Genomic DNA, 16,464 nt, shown 5'->3' on the forward strand with positions numbered 1-16,464 from the left:
GGAATTGTACGAGTTTTTAGCAACAATGCAAGTAAGAAGTGAAGCAAAAAGCCACTTTAGTAGGTTAAACTGTGATCTGAGCCACAATTAATAGATTATCATGCACCACGCGCATAATTTATTCAACAAAAAAGGGCCAATTAGCCCTTTTGTTATACATTATATAGCGGCTATTTAAGCGCTACATTAAAATTTAGGGCCACCGCCACCCATCATTCCAGGTGGTAACATGCCTTTCATGCCGCGCATCATTTTTTGCATGCCGCCTTTACCTTTCATTTTTTTCATCATTTTTTGCATTTGCGTAAACTGTTTTAGCAGTTTATTTATCTCTTGTACCTGTGTACCAGAGCCTGCGGCTATACGTTTTTTACGAGAGCCTTTAATAATCTCAGGACGCGCACGCTCTTGTTTGGTCATAGAGCTGATGATTGCTTCCATTTGAATGAAGGTTTTGTCACCCATTTGGCCTTTTACAGCATCGGGTAAGTTTTGCATACCAGGCAGCTTATCTAGCATCGACATCATGCCACCCATATTTTTCATTTGCTTTAATTGCTCTGCAAAATCATCAAGGGTAAAGCCGTTGCCTTTAAATACTTTTTCGGCGACCTTAGCTGCTTTTTCCTTATCGACTTTCATTTCGACTTCTTCGATTAATGAAAGTACATCCCCCATGCCTAAAATACGCGATGCGATACGATCGGGATGGAACGGCTCTAGTGCATCTGTACGCTCACCCACACCCATAAATTTAATTGGCTTGCCGGTAATATGACGAATAGATAAAGCAGCACCACCGCGTGCATCACCATCTGTTTTAGTTAAAATAACACCGGTTAAAGGTAGCGCTTCATCAAATGCTTTAGCGGTATTCGCCGCATCTTGACCCGTCATTGCATCAACCACAAATAATGTTTCGATTGGGTTGATTGCTTTATGAAGGTCTTTTATTTCGCCCATCATTTCGTTATCTACGTGCAAACGGCCGGCGGTATCGACTAAAACAACGTCTATAAATTTCTTTTTAGCATGAGAAATAGCTGCGGTGGCGATATCTACTGGCTTTTGCGAAATATCACTTGGGAAAAAATCCACGTCAACTTCGCTGGCAAGTGTTTCAAGCTGTTTAATAGCCGCCGGACGGTATACATCGGCACTAACAACTAGCACTGACTTTTTCTTACGCTCTTTTAAAAACTTAGCAAGCTTACCAACACTGGTTGTTTTACCCGCACCTTGTAAACCAGCCATCATAACAACGGCTGGCGGCTGTGCATTTAGGCTAAGCTCTTCGTTGGCTTCACCCATCGCTTTTTCAAGCTCTTCGCGCACTATTTTTATAAATACTTGGCCAGGGCTTAAGCTTTTAGTTACTTCAACACCTACGGCACGTTCTTTAACTTGCTTTACAAACTCGCGAACAACAGGCAACGCAACGTCAGCTTCTAAAAACGCCATACGTACTTCACGTAACGTATCTTTAATGTTGTCTTCTGTTAAACGGCCGCGGCCACTAATATTTTTTAAGGTTTTACCTAATCGTTCTTGGAGGTTCTCAAACATGTAACGGTTCCGATAAGACGTTTATATTGACCCAATAAGCTCACGCTTATTTGCATTTTACTTATTAGATGGGAGCAATAGTATTAAATTTCAATTAAAAACAGTATACCGTAAATGATGGCGCACAATACAGTATTGAAGCACAGCTTATTGAGTTTCTTTTTTTAGGTCTATGCAATTGCTTTGCTATAAAATACAATGTGCTTATAACAACAAGAATTATTTGACTCTAATTATAAGTGGCCCAAGCACAATGCTGATTATTAGTTTAACTATTATTGCCAGTTTATTTTATGTGTTAGCAACGTCTCACGTGTTAACACGCCTGTTTCATCAACAAGGTCCTAGCCAAAAGGTAACGGTTATTTTAAGTACCGTGGCTATACTAGCGCACATGCTGCTGTTGGTTAATTCGGTGTTTCGCTCCGACGGGCAAGATTTAAGTATTGTTAATGTTGCACTGCTGACCTGCTGGGTTATTGTGGTGTCGGTTACTGCGGTGTCGTTAAAGTTCCCTGCTACATTACTGTTACCGGTTGTCTATGGCTTTGCAGCCCTACTCACCATTGCGAGTTTGTTTATACCGCACCATATTTTATTACAAAGCTTTAATATTGAAATAGGCCTTATTACACATATATCGCTATCACTGTTAGCATATTGCGTGTTAATTATTGCCACTTTATACGGCGTGCAGTTTTACTTTATTGATAAACGCTTAAAACGTAAAGATTTAGCAATTGTGCATAGCCATTTGCCACCATTAATGGTGGTAGAACGTCAGCTCTATCAACTATTAAACTTAGGTACAGTGTTACTTACCTTTGCCTTATTAACAGGGTTTGTGTTTTTAGATGGGATGTTTGCAAAAGAATTTATCCATAAAACCATTTTATCGCTTGTCGCATGGGTTATTTTTGTCACTGTTGCGCTTGGGCACATGAAAAAAGGCTGGCGTGGTAAACCTGTGGTTATTACCATCATGGTCGCTGCATTTATCCTCACACTTGCTTATTTTGGCAGCCGTTTTATACAAGAAGTGGTGTTAAATAAGTTTTAACTTGACTCTGTCAGCTCACTCTAGCTTAATACGCATTGGTTTATAAAAAAAGGATCCATCGTTGGACGACATATCGACAAGTACCTTGTTTATCATTTTAGGTTTATTGGTGCTTTTTTCTGCTTATTTCTCGGGTTCAGAAACCGGGATCATGTCAATTAATCGTATACGCTTGCGCCACCTTGCAAAAGAGGAACATCGCGCAGCTAAACGAGTCAGTAAATTACTTAGCCGTCCTGATAGACTCATTGGCCTAATATTAATTGGTAACAACCTTGTAAATATCGCTGCCGCCCAGGTAGCCACTATCATTGGTATTCGTTTATACGGTGATTTAGGTATTGGTATTGCAACCGGTGTGTTAACGCTAGTGGTACTAATATTTGCAGAAGTAACCCCTAAAACGCTTGCTGCGTTGTACCCTGAAAAAGTAGCCTTTCCAAGCTCTATTATTCTAAAAGGGTTACTCAAAATACTATTCCCATTTGTGGTTGTTGTTAACTGGATGACCAACGGTATTTTACGTCTATTTGGTATCAGCTCAGCACAAATAGATGAACACAGCATGAGTAAAGAAGAGCTTAAAACAGTGGTGAATGAGTCAGGCGCATTACTGCCAGCTCGTCACCAAAGCATGCTGACTTCTATTTTAGACTTAGAGCAAGTGACCGTTGAAGATATTATGATCCCTCGTAACGAAATAGTGGCGATTGATATTAACGACGATTGGAAGCTCATTAGCCGCCAATTAACTCATGCTCAGCACACCCGTGTATTACTTTATCGCGACAATATTGATGACGCGGTAGGTTTTATCCATTCGCGTGACGCTCTTCGTCTTTTAACCAAAGAGCAATTTGATAAACCGTCATTATTGCGTGCTGTACGTGAGATTTACTTTATTCCTGAGGGGACGTCCCTAAATACCCAGCTATTAAAGTTCCAACAATCAAAAGAGCGTATTGGTATAGTGGTTGATGAATATGGCGACATACAAGGTCTCGTAACCCTTGAGGATATTCTTGAAGAAGTGGTTGGCGATTTCACTACCACGCAAACACGTACGCCAAGTGAAGAAGTGACCACACAAAGCGATGGCTCTTACCTTGTTGATGGCGGCGCTAACGTGCGCGACTTAAACAAAGAGATGGGCTGGGAGTTTCCTCTTGATGGCCCTAAAACACTCAGCGGTTTAATTGTGGAATACCTAGAAGATATTCCAGATGCTAATTTAAGCCTTAAAATAGCCGGCTACCCTGTTGAGGTGTTAGAAGTAAAAGAGAATATGATAAAACAGGTAAAAATTAAGCCAAATCAACGTAAGTTGTAAGTGTAAATAATGCATTAAAAAAAGGAGCCTTGGCTCCTTTTTTTGCTTTTAAGATATGTAGTTAGCCAAAAAGCAGTCGCTCAAACCAGCCTTTATCAAGCTCCTCTTCACAACGTTTAAGCTGCGCACCATAACGGCTTGCGCGGTGTTTTACTTTATTAGCAACACTCATTAGCCACTTTTTCTTTTTATAGGTACCGCGTTTATAACCGCCCCACCCTTCGTGATAATTTAAGTATTGGGCGTAAGCATCCCATTTAGAGATACCATTTACTTTATGTGTTTTATAAACAAACCATGCCATAAAGTCGATTGCATCGTCAAAATCATCCCTATCAGCCCCACTGTTACCCGTTTCACGAATATAGTCAGACCAAGTTGGAGTTTTTGCTTGTGAGTACCCGTAAGCATCACTGGCACGCCCAGTTGGAATTATCCATAAAAAATACTCCATGGGTGGTGCGGCATCATGACGAAACGAACTTTCTTGGTACATCATGCTCATAAGAACATGTTTAGGTGAGCCCCATTTTTCTTGTGCGTCTTTTGCATCAAAGTACCAGTCTGACTTTTCTTCAAAAATTTTACAAAGATCATTAGGTTGCTTTGGCGGCGCAGTGGCACACCCAGCTAAAGAGAGGGCAAAAGATAAAATAATTGCATTTTTTTTCATTTTTATAAGATCTCACTGAACTTTTTAAAAAAGCGTGGGTCTGAGTATATGAATGCAGCAGTATAGCATTGTTTCATCCCTGAAGAATATTTACGCAGCCACCTTGGGCTGCGTTTTTTTTGCTTAAAAAAACTTAAGCAGATGCTTTGGCATTAAAATATTCATCTAAAAAGTCAGTAAAGCTTAGCGTGTCGGCGCGCTCTATTTCTTCTCGCGCTTTATCCGAGAGAACAACTTGTTGCTCGAGCCATTCTTTAGAAAACACATTGTAGTTGGCTTGTGCATGGCTTTGCTTATATTTATTAGCCAATTGAATAGCAAATAAACCGTTATCTATACCCGCACTTTCTAGCTCGCGCACATAACGCCCTGAAAAAGTCAGCGCAGGGTTATCAACCCAAGTAGCCATTTGTGCGATGGTTTCGCTGTAATAGGTCACCCCATACGCCTTATCCATATGCTCAGCGACTTCACTTAGTTGGTCAAAAATTTCTCTCCCCCAACTTTGTAACGTACGCTGTTGGTTGTTGTCGTTAAGCATAACACCTAACTGACGCCCCTGATTAACCACTGTGTCTAAATTCTCAGTGCTGCGGGCTTGCTCTTTCCACTGCATTTCTGGAGAGTCTTTCAACAAACAATACGTTAAAAACACATCTAAAAAATGAATTTGCTCTATATCAATGCCCGTTTCACTAAACGGGTTTACATCCAGCGCTCTAATTTCAACATACTCAATGCCTGCTCTTAATAATGCATCCGTTGGTTTTTCACCACTTTTAGCATTACGTTTAGGGCGGATCGGCGAATAAAATTCGTTTTCGATTTGCAGAATATTTTTATTAAGCTGCTTAGGTGTTGCTGTGGTGTAGTCATCAATATCGCCGTATAAGTCAGAAGGCGTGTTGATTGCTTTTTTAAGCCCAGCAACGTACTCATCAAGCGAGTTATACATTACGCGTAATGAAGATTGCGCACTGTTGGTGTAACCTAAATCACCCAAGCGTAGCGCGGTTCCTACTTCTAAATAAAGTGTACCTTTACCTAGTTTTTTAAACGGTAGGTCAGTTTTTCGACCTTGTAAAAAAGAATTACATAATGCAGGTGAGGCACCAAACAAGTAACTAATTAACCAAAGCTCGCGTTTGAAATTACGAATAAGCGCTAAATAACCATCCGAAATAAATGCTTCTAGGCTTTGCTCACTTTGCTTTAAGGTGTGTAAAGATTGCCAAAGTGTTTCTGGAAAAGAAATATTAAAATGAACACCCGCAATCGCTTGCATCATACTACCGTAACGGTTTTTTAATCCTTCACGGTATAGGGTTTTCATACGCGCAGTATTTGAGTTACCAAATTGAGCCAGTACGATGTCATCTTGATCTTCAATAAAGCATGGCATACTGATGGGCCATAAAAGCTCATCACCCATGTGCTCAAGTGTAAACTTTTGCAGGTCTTTTAATTGCGCTAAGGTTTCTGTCGCTGATTCACTAACAGGGGTAATAAATTCAAGTAATGACTCTGAAAAGTCGGTAGTAATATGTCCGTTTGTTAATGCACTACCTACGCCTTTAGGATGTCCTAAAGTGGAAATGGCGCCATTACCTTTAATACGCAACGACTCTCGCTCAATACCACGTTTGATCCCTTTAATTGCGTGCTGATGCGGTGTTGCTGATAACGCGTTTAGCGCGCTAGATAAATCATGTATAGTCAAAAAATGCTTCCTCGGCCACGTGGCTTAATCTTAGGGTTATGGGGGCTAATTGCCCATACTCAAGATTAAATTGTTAAGAACAATATAATTTTTCAAAATTTTTAGCTATTTACCCTGTTGAGCATGCGCTTGATACAATAAGCATCAACCAGCAAGCTAATCTTGCCACTGCTCACGCTAATATACAATCGCTTTGCTAGGGCGTGTTGGCCTTTGTGAATTGAAATTTGTTAGAACTAAGCGCGATATTTGTAGCCGAATGGGCTCGATAACTGCCCTGCGTTATTCTTATGACTTACATCCATGTAAGAATAAGTAAAAACCGAACAAAGCTTTCGCTTCCTGCTCATACCCCTTGCCTAAAAACCAAACATACTGCTGTAAATTCAGCCACCAAAAACCCTCACGCCCCAAACATAAAGACCCTGAATTAATAGATTACACTTCATAAGCTTTAACATTTTAAACGCAGTATTTGATATAGATCATAAAAAGTCGCAATTTTGATGACAATTTTATTTAGCGCAGCGCCTTTACTTCACCTCTTTTTGTTTACCCAATACAATGACAAGTTAATTAAAAAGGATGGTTAAAACTAACATGCGTCATAATCAAAGCTTAATAAATGAAGAGGTTCACTTTAGTGATACTCAGCAATTGGTATCCACGACCGATTTACGAGGAGTCATTACGTATGCAAATAAGGCATTTTGCGATGTAGCAGGCTTTAGTGCCCAGGAGCTCGTTGGTAAAAATCATAATATTGTGCGCCACCCAGATATGCCCAAAGCAGCATTTAAAGAAATGTGGAGTACGCTAAAAAGCGGCCACTCATGGCGCGCCATAGTAAAAAATAGATGTAAAGATGGGCGCTATTACTGGGTTGATGCATTTGTAACCCCTATCTTTGAAGGTGATCAGTTAGTTGGCTATCAATCTGTACGTACAAAACCAGATAAAAAACATGTTTTAACAGCCCATAAACTATACGAAAAATTAAATAGCGGTAAAGCCGCTTTTAATTTTAAAGAACGCACACACTTGCGCCAAATGCTTACGTTAGCCATTGTATTTAGCTGGCTAATAATGAGTGGGTTTGCCTTTTCAACCATCGCAGCGGTTATCAACGTATTAATTTGCGTGCTTATTTTGGCCTTAAATTATCAAGAGCTTGTGGCAACCCCTGCTAAATTAAACACCTATAAACAGCATTCTGACTCTATCTCGCGCTATGTTTTTTGCGATAACTCACCGCTAAGTGTGAGTGACTATAAAGAGCAAATGTTACTTGCTAAGCTCAGAACTGTATTGGGCCGCGTAAAAGATGCCACCTATGCCTTTAATAACATTGCTGAAAACCTAGATGATAAATCGACGCTCACCGAAAAAGGCATTGAGGCGCAAAGCACACAGCTTACACAAATCGCCACTGCTATGGCGCAAATGACCGCCACTATTGGTGAGATTTCGAATAGTACAACAACTACCGCCGACAAAGTTAATTCTACTCAGCACAGCTGCGCGGATATAAAACAACATATTGCTGATAACAAAAAAATGGTATCTGAGCTGGCAACTCACGTAGATCATGCTGCCAATACGGCTAATAACCTCGCGCAGGAAGCAGATAAAATAGGCCAAGTAATGAATGAGATAGAAGGTATTGCTGAGCAAACCAATTTACTAGCGCTTAATGCAGCAATAGAAGCCGCAAGAGCGGCCGAGCATGGCCGTGGTTTTGCCGTAGTTGCTGATGAAGTGCGTGCTCTTTCTTCTCGTACGCAAAGTGCTACGGGGCAAATTCACAGCTCGATTAAAGATATACAGGATACATTGGTTAATTGGTCAAAGGTAATGCAAAGTACAAAACTACAAGCTGAGGGCTGCGTACAAACAACCGAGCAAACACACCAAGAGCTCGATAGTATATTCAATCAAATTAGTGAAATAGCTTTGCTAACAAATAGTATATCGACGGCTGCAGAGGAGCAGCAGATGGTGAGCCATGATATTGCTAATAATGTAGATAATATAAAAGAGGTGAGTAACGAAAACTTAGCTTTAAGTTATGACGTTGCTAAAGATGCCGCAGAATTAGTTGCCGGCTCTCAAAAAGTAAACAACCTACTTTATACATTTAAGGTATAAAGCAAGGCAATAAGCCGCCTGCTTGGCGGCTTATTGTGCGTCTATATTAACGTTTTGAAAAAATCAGGCCCTGCTCGTTTGCATCTATCACGACAATATCGCCAGGGTTGTATTCTCCCCCTAATAGCTGCTGAGCCAGTGGGTTTTCAATTGTTTGCTGAATAGCTCGTTTTAATGGGCGAGCACCGTAAACAGGGTCGAACCCGCTAGAGGCAATTTTTTCAAGCGCCGCATCACTGATCTCTAATAAGTAGCCCATTTCTGTTAAACGCTCGCGCAATTTAACAAGCTGAATATCGGCAATTTCTTTAATATGCTCATTGGCAAGTGGATGAAATACGACGGTTTCATCAATACGGTTTATAAATTCTGGCCTAAATTCATTAACGAGCACATTCATAACTTTGCTCTTAAGCGTTGCGTAGTCGTTTGTACCCGCTTGCTCTTGAATAATATCTGAGCCTAAATTTGAGGTCATAATAATAACCGTATTTTTAAAATCAACCGTACGCCCTTGTCCATCAGTAAGGCGGCCATCATCGAGTACTTGCAATAAAATATTAAATACATCGGGATGCGCTTTTTCTATTTCATCAAGCAAAATTACAGAATAAGGCTTACGGCGAACGGCTTCGGTTAAATAACCGCCTTCTTCGTAACCAACATAACCGGGAGGCGCGCCCACTAAACGTGCTACAGCGTGTTTTTCCATAAACTCTGACATGTCGATACGCACCATGGCATCTTCTGTATCGAACATAAAACCTGCAAGCGCTTTAGTAAGCTCTGTTTTACCCACCCCAGTGGGTCCTAAAAATAAAAATGATCCTATTGGTCGATTAGGATCGGCAAGCCCCGCACGAGAGCGTCGTATCGCATTCGCGACCGCAACAACTGCTTCGTCCTGCCCTATCACTTTACTGTGAAGTTGCTCTTCCATTTTTAACAGTTTTTCTCGCTCACCTTGCAGCATTCGCGATACTGGGATCCCGGTCCAACGAGAAAGTATTTCTGCAATTTCGTCCTCGCCTACTTGGTTTTTTAGTAAGCTCATTTCTTGCATTTCAGCTTGCGAGGCTAAATCAAGTTTTCGCTCAAGCTCTGGAATTCTTCCGTATTGCAGCTCCGACATACGCTGTAAATCGCTTGCTCGGCGGGCAACCTCTAAATCAAGGCGCGCTTGTTCAAGCTCAGCTTTAATTACTTGCGTGCCTTGTAACGAGGCTTTTTCTGCATTCCATACTTCATCAAGCTCTCGGTATTGCGCTTCTAAGTCGGTAATGAGCTGCTGCATTTCGCTGCGCCGCTTTTGGCTTGCATCGTCTTTTTCTTTAGCTAAAGCGTTATCTTCAAGTTTTAATTGAATAATACGGCGCTCAAGCTTATCTAAAGACTCAGGCTTAGAATCTATTTGCAAACGAATTGACGAGCCAGCCTCGTCAATTAAATCAATGGCTTTATCTGGTAATTGTCGGTCACTAATATAACGGTGCGATAAATGCGCAGCGGCGACAATTGCCGGGTCAGTAATATCCACCGAGTGATGTAACTCGTAGCGCTCTTTTAAGCCGCGTAAAATGGCAATGGTGTCTTCAACTGAGGGCTCTTCAACCAATACTTTTTGAAAACGACGCTCAAGTGCGGCATCTTTTTCTATGTATTGGCGGTATTCATCAAGCGTAGTGGCGCCCACACAGTGTAGCTCCCCTCTAGCAAGCGCTGGCTTTAACATATTGCCAGCATCCATAGCGCCATCGGTTTTACCTGCGCCCACCATGGTGTGAATTTCATCAATAAATAAAATCACTTGGCCTTCTTCTTTAGCCAGCTCGTTGAGCACCGATTTTAAACGCTCTTCAAATTCACCACGGTATTTAGCACCCGCCACCAGCGCGCCTAAATCTAGCGATAAAACACGCTTACTTTTTAGGCCCTCTGGCACTTCGCCATTTATAATGCGCTGCGCTAACCCCTCAGCAATGGCCGTTTTACCTACCCCTGGCTCACCAATAAGCACGGGGTTATTTTTAGTACGACGCTGCAAAACTTGAATCGTGCGACGAATTTCGTCATCTCGCCCAATAACGGGGTCGAGCTTACCTTGCTCTGCGCGCTCGGTTAAATCAATGGTGTATTTTTCAAGTGCTTGTCGGGTTTCTTCGGCGTTAGGGTCATCGACCTTTTGGCCACCGCGAATTGCTTTTATGGCACTTTCTATTTTAGTTGCAGTGATATTAAGCGCTCTAAAAATATCACCTAAAGGGCCTTTGTCGTCACAGGCCGCTAATACAAATAATTCGCTCGAAATATACTTATCTTTACGCTTTTGCGCGTACTTATCACATAAGTTAATAAGCGAAGCCATGTTATTAGAAAGCTGTACGTCGCCCCCGACTCCTTCAACTTTAAACAGCTTTTCTATTTCTTGAGAAAGCTTGGTGTTGAGCTCATCCGCACTCACGCCTGCTTGTGCAAGCAAGGCGCGCACGCTAGAGCCATTTTGCTGTAAAAGCGCATACATTAAATGTACGGGTTCAATAAATTGATGATCGCGCCCTAATGCTAGCGACTGAGCATCTGAAAGCGCAGATTGAAATTTACTTGTGAATCTATCTAAACGCATGAGGGTTTACCTATTTAATAAACTAATTGCTTAATAAATGGGTATGTTAATAGAATTGTTCAAGGTGTTAAGAAGAATATTGTGGGGAAATAGTGTTTTATTTGCGCCAGATCAAACTGGCCATACGTCCTGTTTTACCTTCTCGCCGATAAGAGAAAAACAATGATGGCTGAGAAACAGTACAATAATCGCCTCCGCTAATATTAATAACGCCTAATTGCTCAAGCTCAATGAGAGCGATTAGGTAAATATCGCACAAGTATTTATTATTGCTTTGTAATTTAAACGCCTGTTTAAACAACGGGGATTTTGCAATAAATTGCGTAGCAACCTCGGCGCCCACTTCAAATTGCTCAGCACCAATAGCAGGCCCAAGCCACGCATATATTTGCTTACTAGGCGCGCTAAAACAGGCAAGCGTATTTTTTATGATCCCTTTTTCAAGGCCGCGCCAACCACCATGCACTGCTGCAACTTCATGGCCATCATGACTTGCAAACAGAATAGGCAGGCAATCTGCACTCATAATAGCAAGAGGCTGATTTTTAACTTTTGTATACAACGCATCAGCACTGTGTAATGTTTGAAAATTAAAATCTGCATCAACACAGAGCACATCGGCGCTGTGCACTTGATTAAGCCACAGTGGCGGGTTTGGCAGGGATTGCTCAACCAAAGCACGGTTTTTTAGCACGTGCTCTGGATCATCATCAACATGTAGGCCTAAATTTAAGCTATTAAAAGGCGGCTTTGACACACCGCCTTCTCGGGTGGTACTAAGCGTACCTACCGAGGTTAAATTAGGCCAAGGGGCTGACAAAAAAGCCATTAATACTCTATGTTAGGGTTAGCTTTCGTATCTTCTCTAAGCACCTGAGTCATTGCCACCATGTCATCTGGAATAGGCGCTTGCCAGGTCATCATCTCGCCCGTAATAGGGTGCGCAATACTCAATTTTACTGCGTGTAAGGCTTGGCGATTAAATGTACGTAACATTTCAAACAGCTCTGGCGTAGCACCTTTAGGTGGACGAGGACGCCCGCCGTAGGCTCTATCACCAATTAACGGGTGGTTTATATACGCCATATGAACACGAATTTGGTGTGTACGTCCGGTTTCTAGGCGAAGGCGTAAACGTGTATGAGCACGGAATTTTTCAGCAACACGGTAATGTGTAATGGCAGGCTTACCCATTTCGTGAACTGCCATGTGTGTACGCTGCGTTGGATGACGGCCAATCGGCTTTTCAACCATGCCACCTGCGGTCATAGTACCATTACATAAAGCTTCGTATTCACGCGTAAAGTTTTCGCGTTTTTGCAGTGCTTTAACTAAATGTGTTTGCGCCTGAATAGTTTTAGCCACCACCATTAAGCCTGTGGTGTCTTTATCTAGACGGTGCACAATACCAGCACGCGGTACGTTAATAATATCCGGAAAATGATGCAGCAATGCATTTAGCACTGTGCCATCTGGGTTACCTGCACCTGGGTGAACGACTAGGCCCATAGGTTTGTTGATAACCAAAATATCATCATCTTCATAAACAATGTTTAATTTGATATCTTGTGCTTCGTATTCGCGTGGTGCTTCAATGCTGGTTTCAACATTTACAACTTCACCACCGAGTAGTTTTTCTCGTGGTGTGTTATAGATTTCACCGTCAACGGTGATTTTATCATCCAATATCCATGTTTTTATACGTGAACGTGAATAATCAGGGAACAATTGCGCTAATACTTGGTCTAGACGTTTACCACCTAACTCGGTAGGAACCTCGGCTTGAAGTGAAATTTGTTCTGACATTAGTAACTTTACCCAATTTACCAGTGCAAGCTGTGCCTGACTGGGTTAGAATCGCTTTTAATAAAAGCATAATATAATACGCATAGTTTACTCGGTTTTACCGCCGTGGCCTAGCCGAAGACATCGAAGGTAACAAATAAAATGATAAATAAAATAGGGAAACGTGCATTCGCCATTGTTTTTTCAGCTTCTGTACTTACTTTAGGGGCCTGTTCTTCTGCGCCTGACCAAGAAGATATCCAACGCGTTCCTAACAAATCTGCACACGCTTTGTATGAAGATGCAAAACAAACACTCGACTCAGGTTTATACGCCCGAGCAATTGAGCTATTAACCGCTATTGATTCACGCTACCCATTTGGCCCTTTCTCAAAGCAAGTCCAAATGGATTTAGTGTATGCCCATTACCAATCAGGTAATACAGAGCAAGCATTAGCGACCATTGACCGCTTTATTCGTTTAAACCCAAACCACAAAGATTTAGATTACATGTACTACATGCGTGGCTTGGTTAACATTAAAGCAGATAAAAATGCCTTCCAAGAGTATTTTGGCATAGACAGAGCTGACCGCGATGCAAACCGTACACGTGTTGCATTTACCGATTTATCAACGCTTGTAAAACGCTTTCCAAAGAGTGATTACGCACCAGAGGCTAAACGTCGCTTAGTGTGGCTTTTAAACCGCATGGCGCGTTACGAGCTAAAAGTGGCTAATTACTACTACGAACGTGAAGCTTACCTGGCGGCCGCTAATCGTGGTAAGTACGTTGTTGAGCATTACTCGCAAAGCAGCTATTTAGAGCCTGCACTTGAGATGATGGAAAAAAGCTACGAAAAGCTTGGCCTGACAGATTTAAGTGAGCACGCAAGACTAACGCGTGAATACAATGAATCTAACAAATAAGAATGGCAGAGGTTTTTATTTAAACCTATGTTGATTGTTGAAAAGCCCTTTCTGAGGGCTTTTTTATTGCCTGAAAATAAGGCTAGTTGATGCCTGTGGCGCTTTTTAATACTTAGCGATTAGCCTTCGCACCACACTAAATATATCAATAGCAATTGCACTACATGCTTGTATAGCGCTTGTTACAAAAAGATTCGCTGTGGATCTAAGTTTTGCTTTTTACAGGTGAAAAAAAAGGTAAGCCTAAGCTTACCTTTTAATTAACTCATTGCGGGTTATTAAAGCTCAAAGTCTTTTTTGAATTTTAAACCAAACTCGCTACGGTCATTGCTGCGCATTACACCAACAAAACCTGACTGTTGTAAACGACCTACATCGTAAACCTCATTTAATACGTTTTCACCGTATAAGGTTACTTCCATATCGCCATAAGGGTTAGTGTAAGAAATATTAAAACCAACTAATTCACGCGAATCAATAGTCTCGCTTTCATTGTAAACCGACTGGCCTTGCATTTCGCTTCTGAAAGAGTAGTTAGCGTTAAATGCGACGGTTGCACCGCTGTCTAAATCCATAAAGTAAGAAGGGGCAATCATTACAGTCCAACGTGGTGTTAATGCTGGTGAATCACCTTTACCAATACCTTGTACGCCTGCATCTACTTCTGTAATTTCAGAATCTAAGTAACCTACAGAGCTGCGAATTGTGAAATCGTCTGTAATGGCAACGGTAGTTTCAAGCTCAATACCTTGCGCTTTAGACTCACCTGCATTTTCAACAATCGTTACAAAACCACCGCCTGCAGTAGGGTCAGAAAATGGTAAAGCAAGGTCAGTGTAATCTGTTACAAATACAGCTAACATCATAGATACATTTTCATGTACTTGGCCTTTTAAGCCCATTTCGTAGTTAATTGCTTTAGTTTCATCAAACGATACAAACTGATCGGGGCCACCAAATGGACGTGGAGGGAAACCGCCTGTTTGGTAACCTTTTTGAATTTGACCATATACATTCATGTTATTGCTGATTTGATATGATGCGTTTACATCCCATGTTACAGCGTCAAACTCTGCACTTACGTATTTACGTTCAGCAAATGTTGGGAAAATCGCATCGGCATCTTTCTCATCTTTTGAGTATCGAAGGCCACCGCCAATACTTAAATCATCTGTTAAATCGTAACTTGTATTAAAATATACAGCGTATGAGTTTGTTTCTTGGTTAATTTCAAAATCGCCATAGCCACCAAATGAAGGTGTAACACCATCGTTTAATAAGCCATTAGGAGTATTGAATGGGCTAAATACAAATGGACCTGAACGTGTAAAGCCATCTTCATTAAAGAAGTAAAGACCTGATACAAAGTCCATATTGTCGTAAGTCGCATTTAGTTGAATTTCAAACGAGTATTGGTCTGCACCACCCTCTTCTGGGAACTCAGATAAATTAAGTGGTGAGGCATCATCATCAAGTCCACCTTCGTATTCAGAAGTACGGTAACTTGAAATAAATTTAGCCGTGTACGTATCATCAATTGCCCAATCAGCAGTAAATGACGTACCCCACCCTGAGTAAGACGTAGATTCAATACCAGCAACGGTAGTGCCTAAATCATCTGGGTCAGATGGGATCATATCCTGTGTTAATAAAGGAAAGTCACCATTAAATACATCATTTGCATCAAGCGGCTCAGTTAGCTCAATAGTGTAAGGCGATTGACCCGACTCATTATCAACACCGTCAAGTGAAAAAGTAAACGCTAAATCGCTATTGGCTTGCCATTTAAGGGCTACGCGACCGCTAAATTCTTCTTCTTCACCAATTTCTTTTTCTGGGTTAGCTAAATTGACAGCTTCACCCACACCATCGCGCGTTTTGTATGATGCACTTGCAGACATACTTACTTCATCTGTTAGCGAGTTATTAAAGTATACATCGCCAGCAATACGTCCGCGGCTACCAATTTTAGCTGTAGTTGAAACAATCCCTTCATCACCTGGTTGCTTAGTAATTACATTTACTGCGCCACCTAAGGTATTACGACCATATAATGTACCTTGTGGTCCACGTAGAACTTCAACACGCTCTACATTTGGTAACGATAAGTTTGACCCCATTTGACGGCCTAAGTAAACACCATCTAAATAAACACCTACACCCGGATCGGTTGTAATTATGTGATCTTGTAGACCAATACCACGAATAAACACAGAGGCATGCGCCGCATTACCTACACCGTAGCGAGTGATATTTAAGTTTGGAACGTATTTACCAATATCTTCTAGGTTACTCATATTGGCTTTATCAATTAGGTTAGCACCAATTGATGTGATAGCGGTTGGAGATTCAAACAAGCTCTCTGTACGTTTACGAGCTGTAACTTCGATTTTTTCAAACGCGTCTTGTTTTGCTGTTGTTTTAGCTTCTTCAGCATTTACTGAGGTAGTTAATGCAGCGACAATTGCGAGGCTTAACTGTGAGAGTTTGCGTAGTTTCAAAATATTCTCCAAAGGATACCGTATAATTTAGTTATGCGAACTTATTGGCTTGGGCAATAAGTTTTGGGCATAAAAAAAGACGCCTAATAGCATCTTTCCTCTGGAGGGGCATTATATTACATATTTGTGAA

Annotated in this window: 11 protein-coding genes; 4 read left to right on the forward strand and 7 right to left on the reverse strand. The window is 41.3% G+C overall.

The window, feature by feature from the left end; all coding sequences use genetic code 11:
• Positions 1–186 precede the first annotated feature (186 nt).
• Positions 187–1,566 (reverse strand): signal recognition particle protein, encoded by a 1,380-nt coding sequence (gene ffh, locus MTF68_RS11205; RefSeq protein WP_024031859.1) that lies wholly within the window; start codon positions 1,564–1,566, stop codon positions 187–189.
• 253 nt (positions 1,567–1,819) lie between these two features.
• Between ffh and ccsA the strand changes: the two genes are divergently transcribed.
• Both ccsA and MTF68_RS11215 read left to right on the forward strand, forming a co-directional pair.
• Positions 1,820–2,626: a cytochrome c biogenesis protein CcsA gene (gene ccsA / locus MTF68_RS11210; protein ID WP_024031858.1), complete on the forward strand. Its 807-nt coding sequence runs from the start codon at positions 1,820–1,822 to the stop codon at positions 2,624–2,626.
• A gap of 61 nt (positions 2,627–2,687) precedes the next feature.
• Positions 2,688–3,956: a CNNM domain-containing protein gene (locus MTF68_RS11215; RefSeq protein WP_004587330.1), complete on the forward strand. Its 1,269-nt coding sequence runs from the start codon at positions 2,688–2,690 to the stop codon at positions 3,954–3,956.
• A gap of 61 nt (positions 3,957–4,017) precedes the next feature.
• Here the strand turns inward: MTF68_RS11215 and MTF68_RS11220 are convergent, their stop codons facing one another.
• Together MTF68_RS11220 and gshA are read right to left on the reverse strand one after the other, a co-directional pair.
• The gene (locus MTF68_RS11220; protein WP_024031857.1) at positions 4,018–4,629 is read right to left on the reverse strand and encodes a transglycosylase SLT domain-containing protein; all 612 of its coding nucleotides are present in this window, start codon (positions 4,627–4,629) and stop codon (positions 4,018–4,020) included.
• A gap of 133 nt (positions 4,630–4,762) precedes the next feature.
• A complete protein-coding gene (gene gshA, locus MTF68_RS11225) occupies positions 4,763–6,349 on the reverse strand; it encodes a glutamate--cysteine ligase (protein WP_126006354.1) in 1,587 nt (528 codons plus the stop codon).
• A 600-nt stretch (positions 6,350–6,949) separates the two neighbouring features.
• On the opposite strand from gshA, the gene MTF68_RS11230 reads away from it, so the two are divergent.
• Positions 6,950–8,497, forward strand: coding sequence for a methyl-accepting chemotaxis protein (locus MTF68_RS11230; RefSeq protein ID WP_248462527.1), 1,548 nt, complete (start codon positions 6,950–6,952; stop codon positions 8,495–8,497).
• A 46-nt stretch (positions 8,498–8,543) separates the two neighbouring features.
• Here the strand turns inward: MTF68_RS11230 and clpB are convergent, their stop codons facing one another.
• The 3 genes from clpB to rluD all read right to left on the reverse strand — a co-directional run bounded on the left by clpB (position 8,544) and on the right by rluD (position 12,926).
• Positions 8,544–11,120 (reverse strand): ATP-dependent chaperone ClpB, encoded by a 2,577-nt coding sequence (gene clpB / locus MTF68_RS11235; protein ID WP_004587334.1) that lies wholly within the window; start codon positions 11,118–11,120, stop codon positions 8,544–8,546.
• A 97-nt stretch (positions 11,121–11,217) separates the two neighbouring features.
• Entirely contained in the window at positions 11,218–11,949 is a 732-nt protein-coding gene (gene pgeF / locus MTF68_RS11240) for a peptidoglycan editing factor PgeF (RefSeq protein WP_248462528.1), read from the reverse strand.
• The gene (gene rluD, locus MTF68_RS11245; RefSeq protein ID WP_004587336.1) at positions 11,949–12,926 is read right to left on the reverse strand and encodes a 23S rRNA pseudouridine(1911/1915/1917) synthase RluD; all 978 of its coding nucleotides are present in this window, start codon (positions 12,924–12,926) and stop codon (positions 11,949–11,951) included. The genes pgeF and rluD overlap by 1 nt, the downstream gene beginning before the upstream one ends.
• 141 nt (positions 12,927–13,067) lie before the next feature.
• Between rluD and MTF68_RS11250 the strand changes: the two genes are divergently transcribed.
• Positions 13,068–13,832: an outer membrane protein assembly factor BamD gene (locus MTF68_RS11250; RefSeq protein WP_024031852.1), complete on the forward strand. Its 765-nt coding sequence runs from the start codon at positions 13,068–13,070 to the stop codon at positions 13,830–13,832.
• A gap of 278 nt (positions 13,833–14,110) precedes the next feature.
• Here MTF68_RS11250 and MTF68_RS11255 read toward each other — a convergent pair whose 3' ends face one another.
• On the reverse strand, positions 14,111–16,333 hold the full coding sequence (locus tag MTF68_RS11255) for a TonB-dependent receptor (RefSeq protein WP_029773462.1): 2,223 nt from the start codon (positions 16,331–16,333) through the stop codon (positions 14,111–14,113).
• Positions 16,334–16,464 lie beyond the last annotated feature (131 nt).

The sequence above is a fragment of the Pseudoalteromonas sp. 2CM37A genome (assembly GCF_023161885.1).
Classification (GTDB): Bacteria; Pseudomonadota; Gammaproteobacteria; order Enterobacterales; family Alteromonadaceae; genus Pseudoalteromonas; species Pseudoalteromonas atlantica.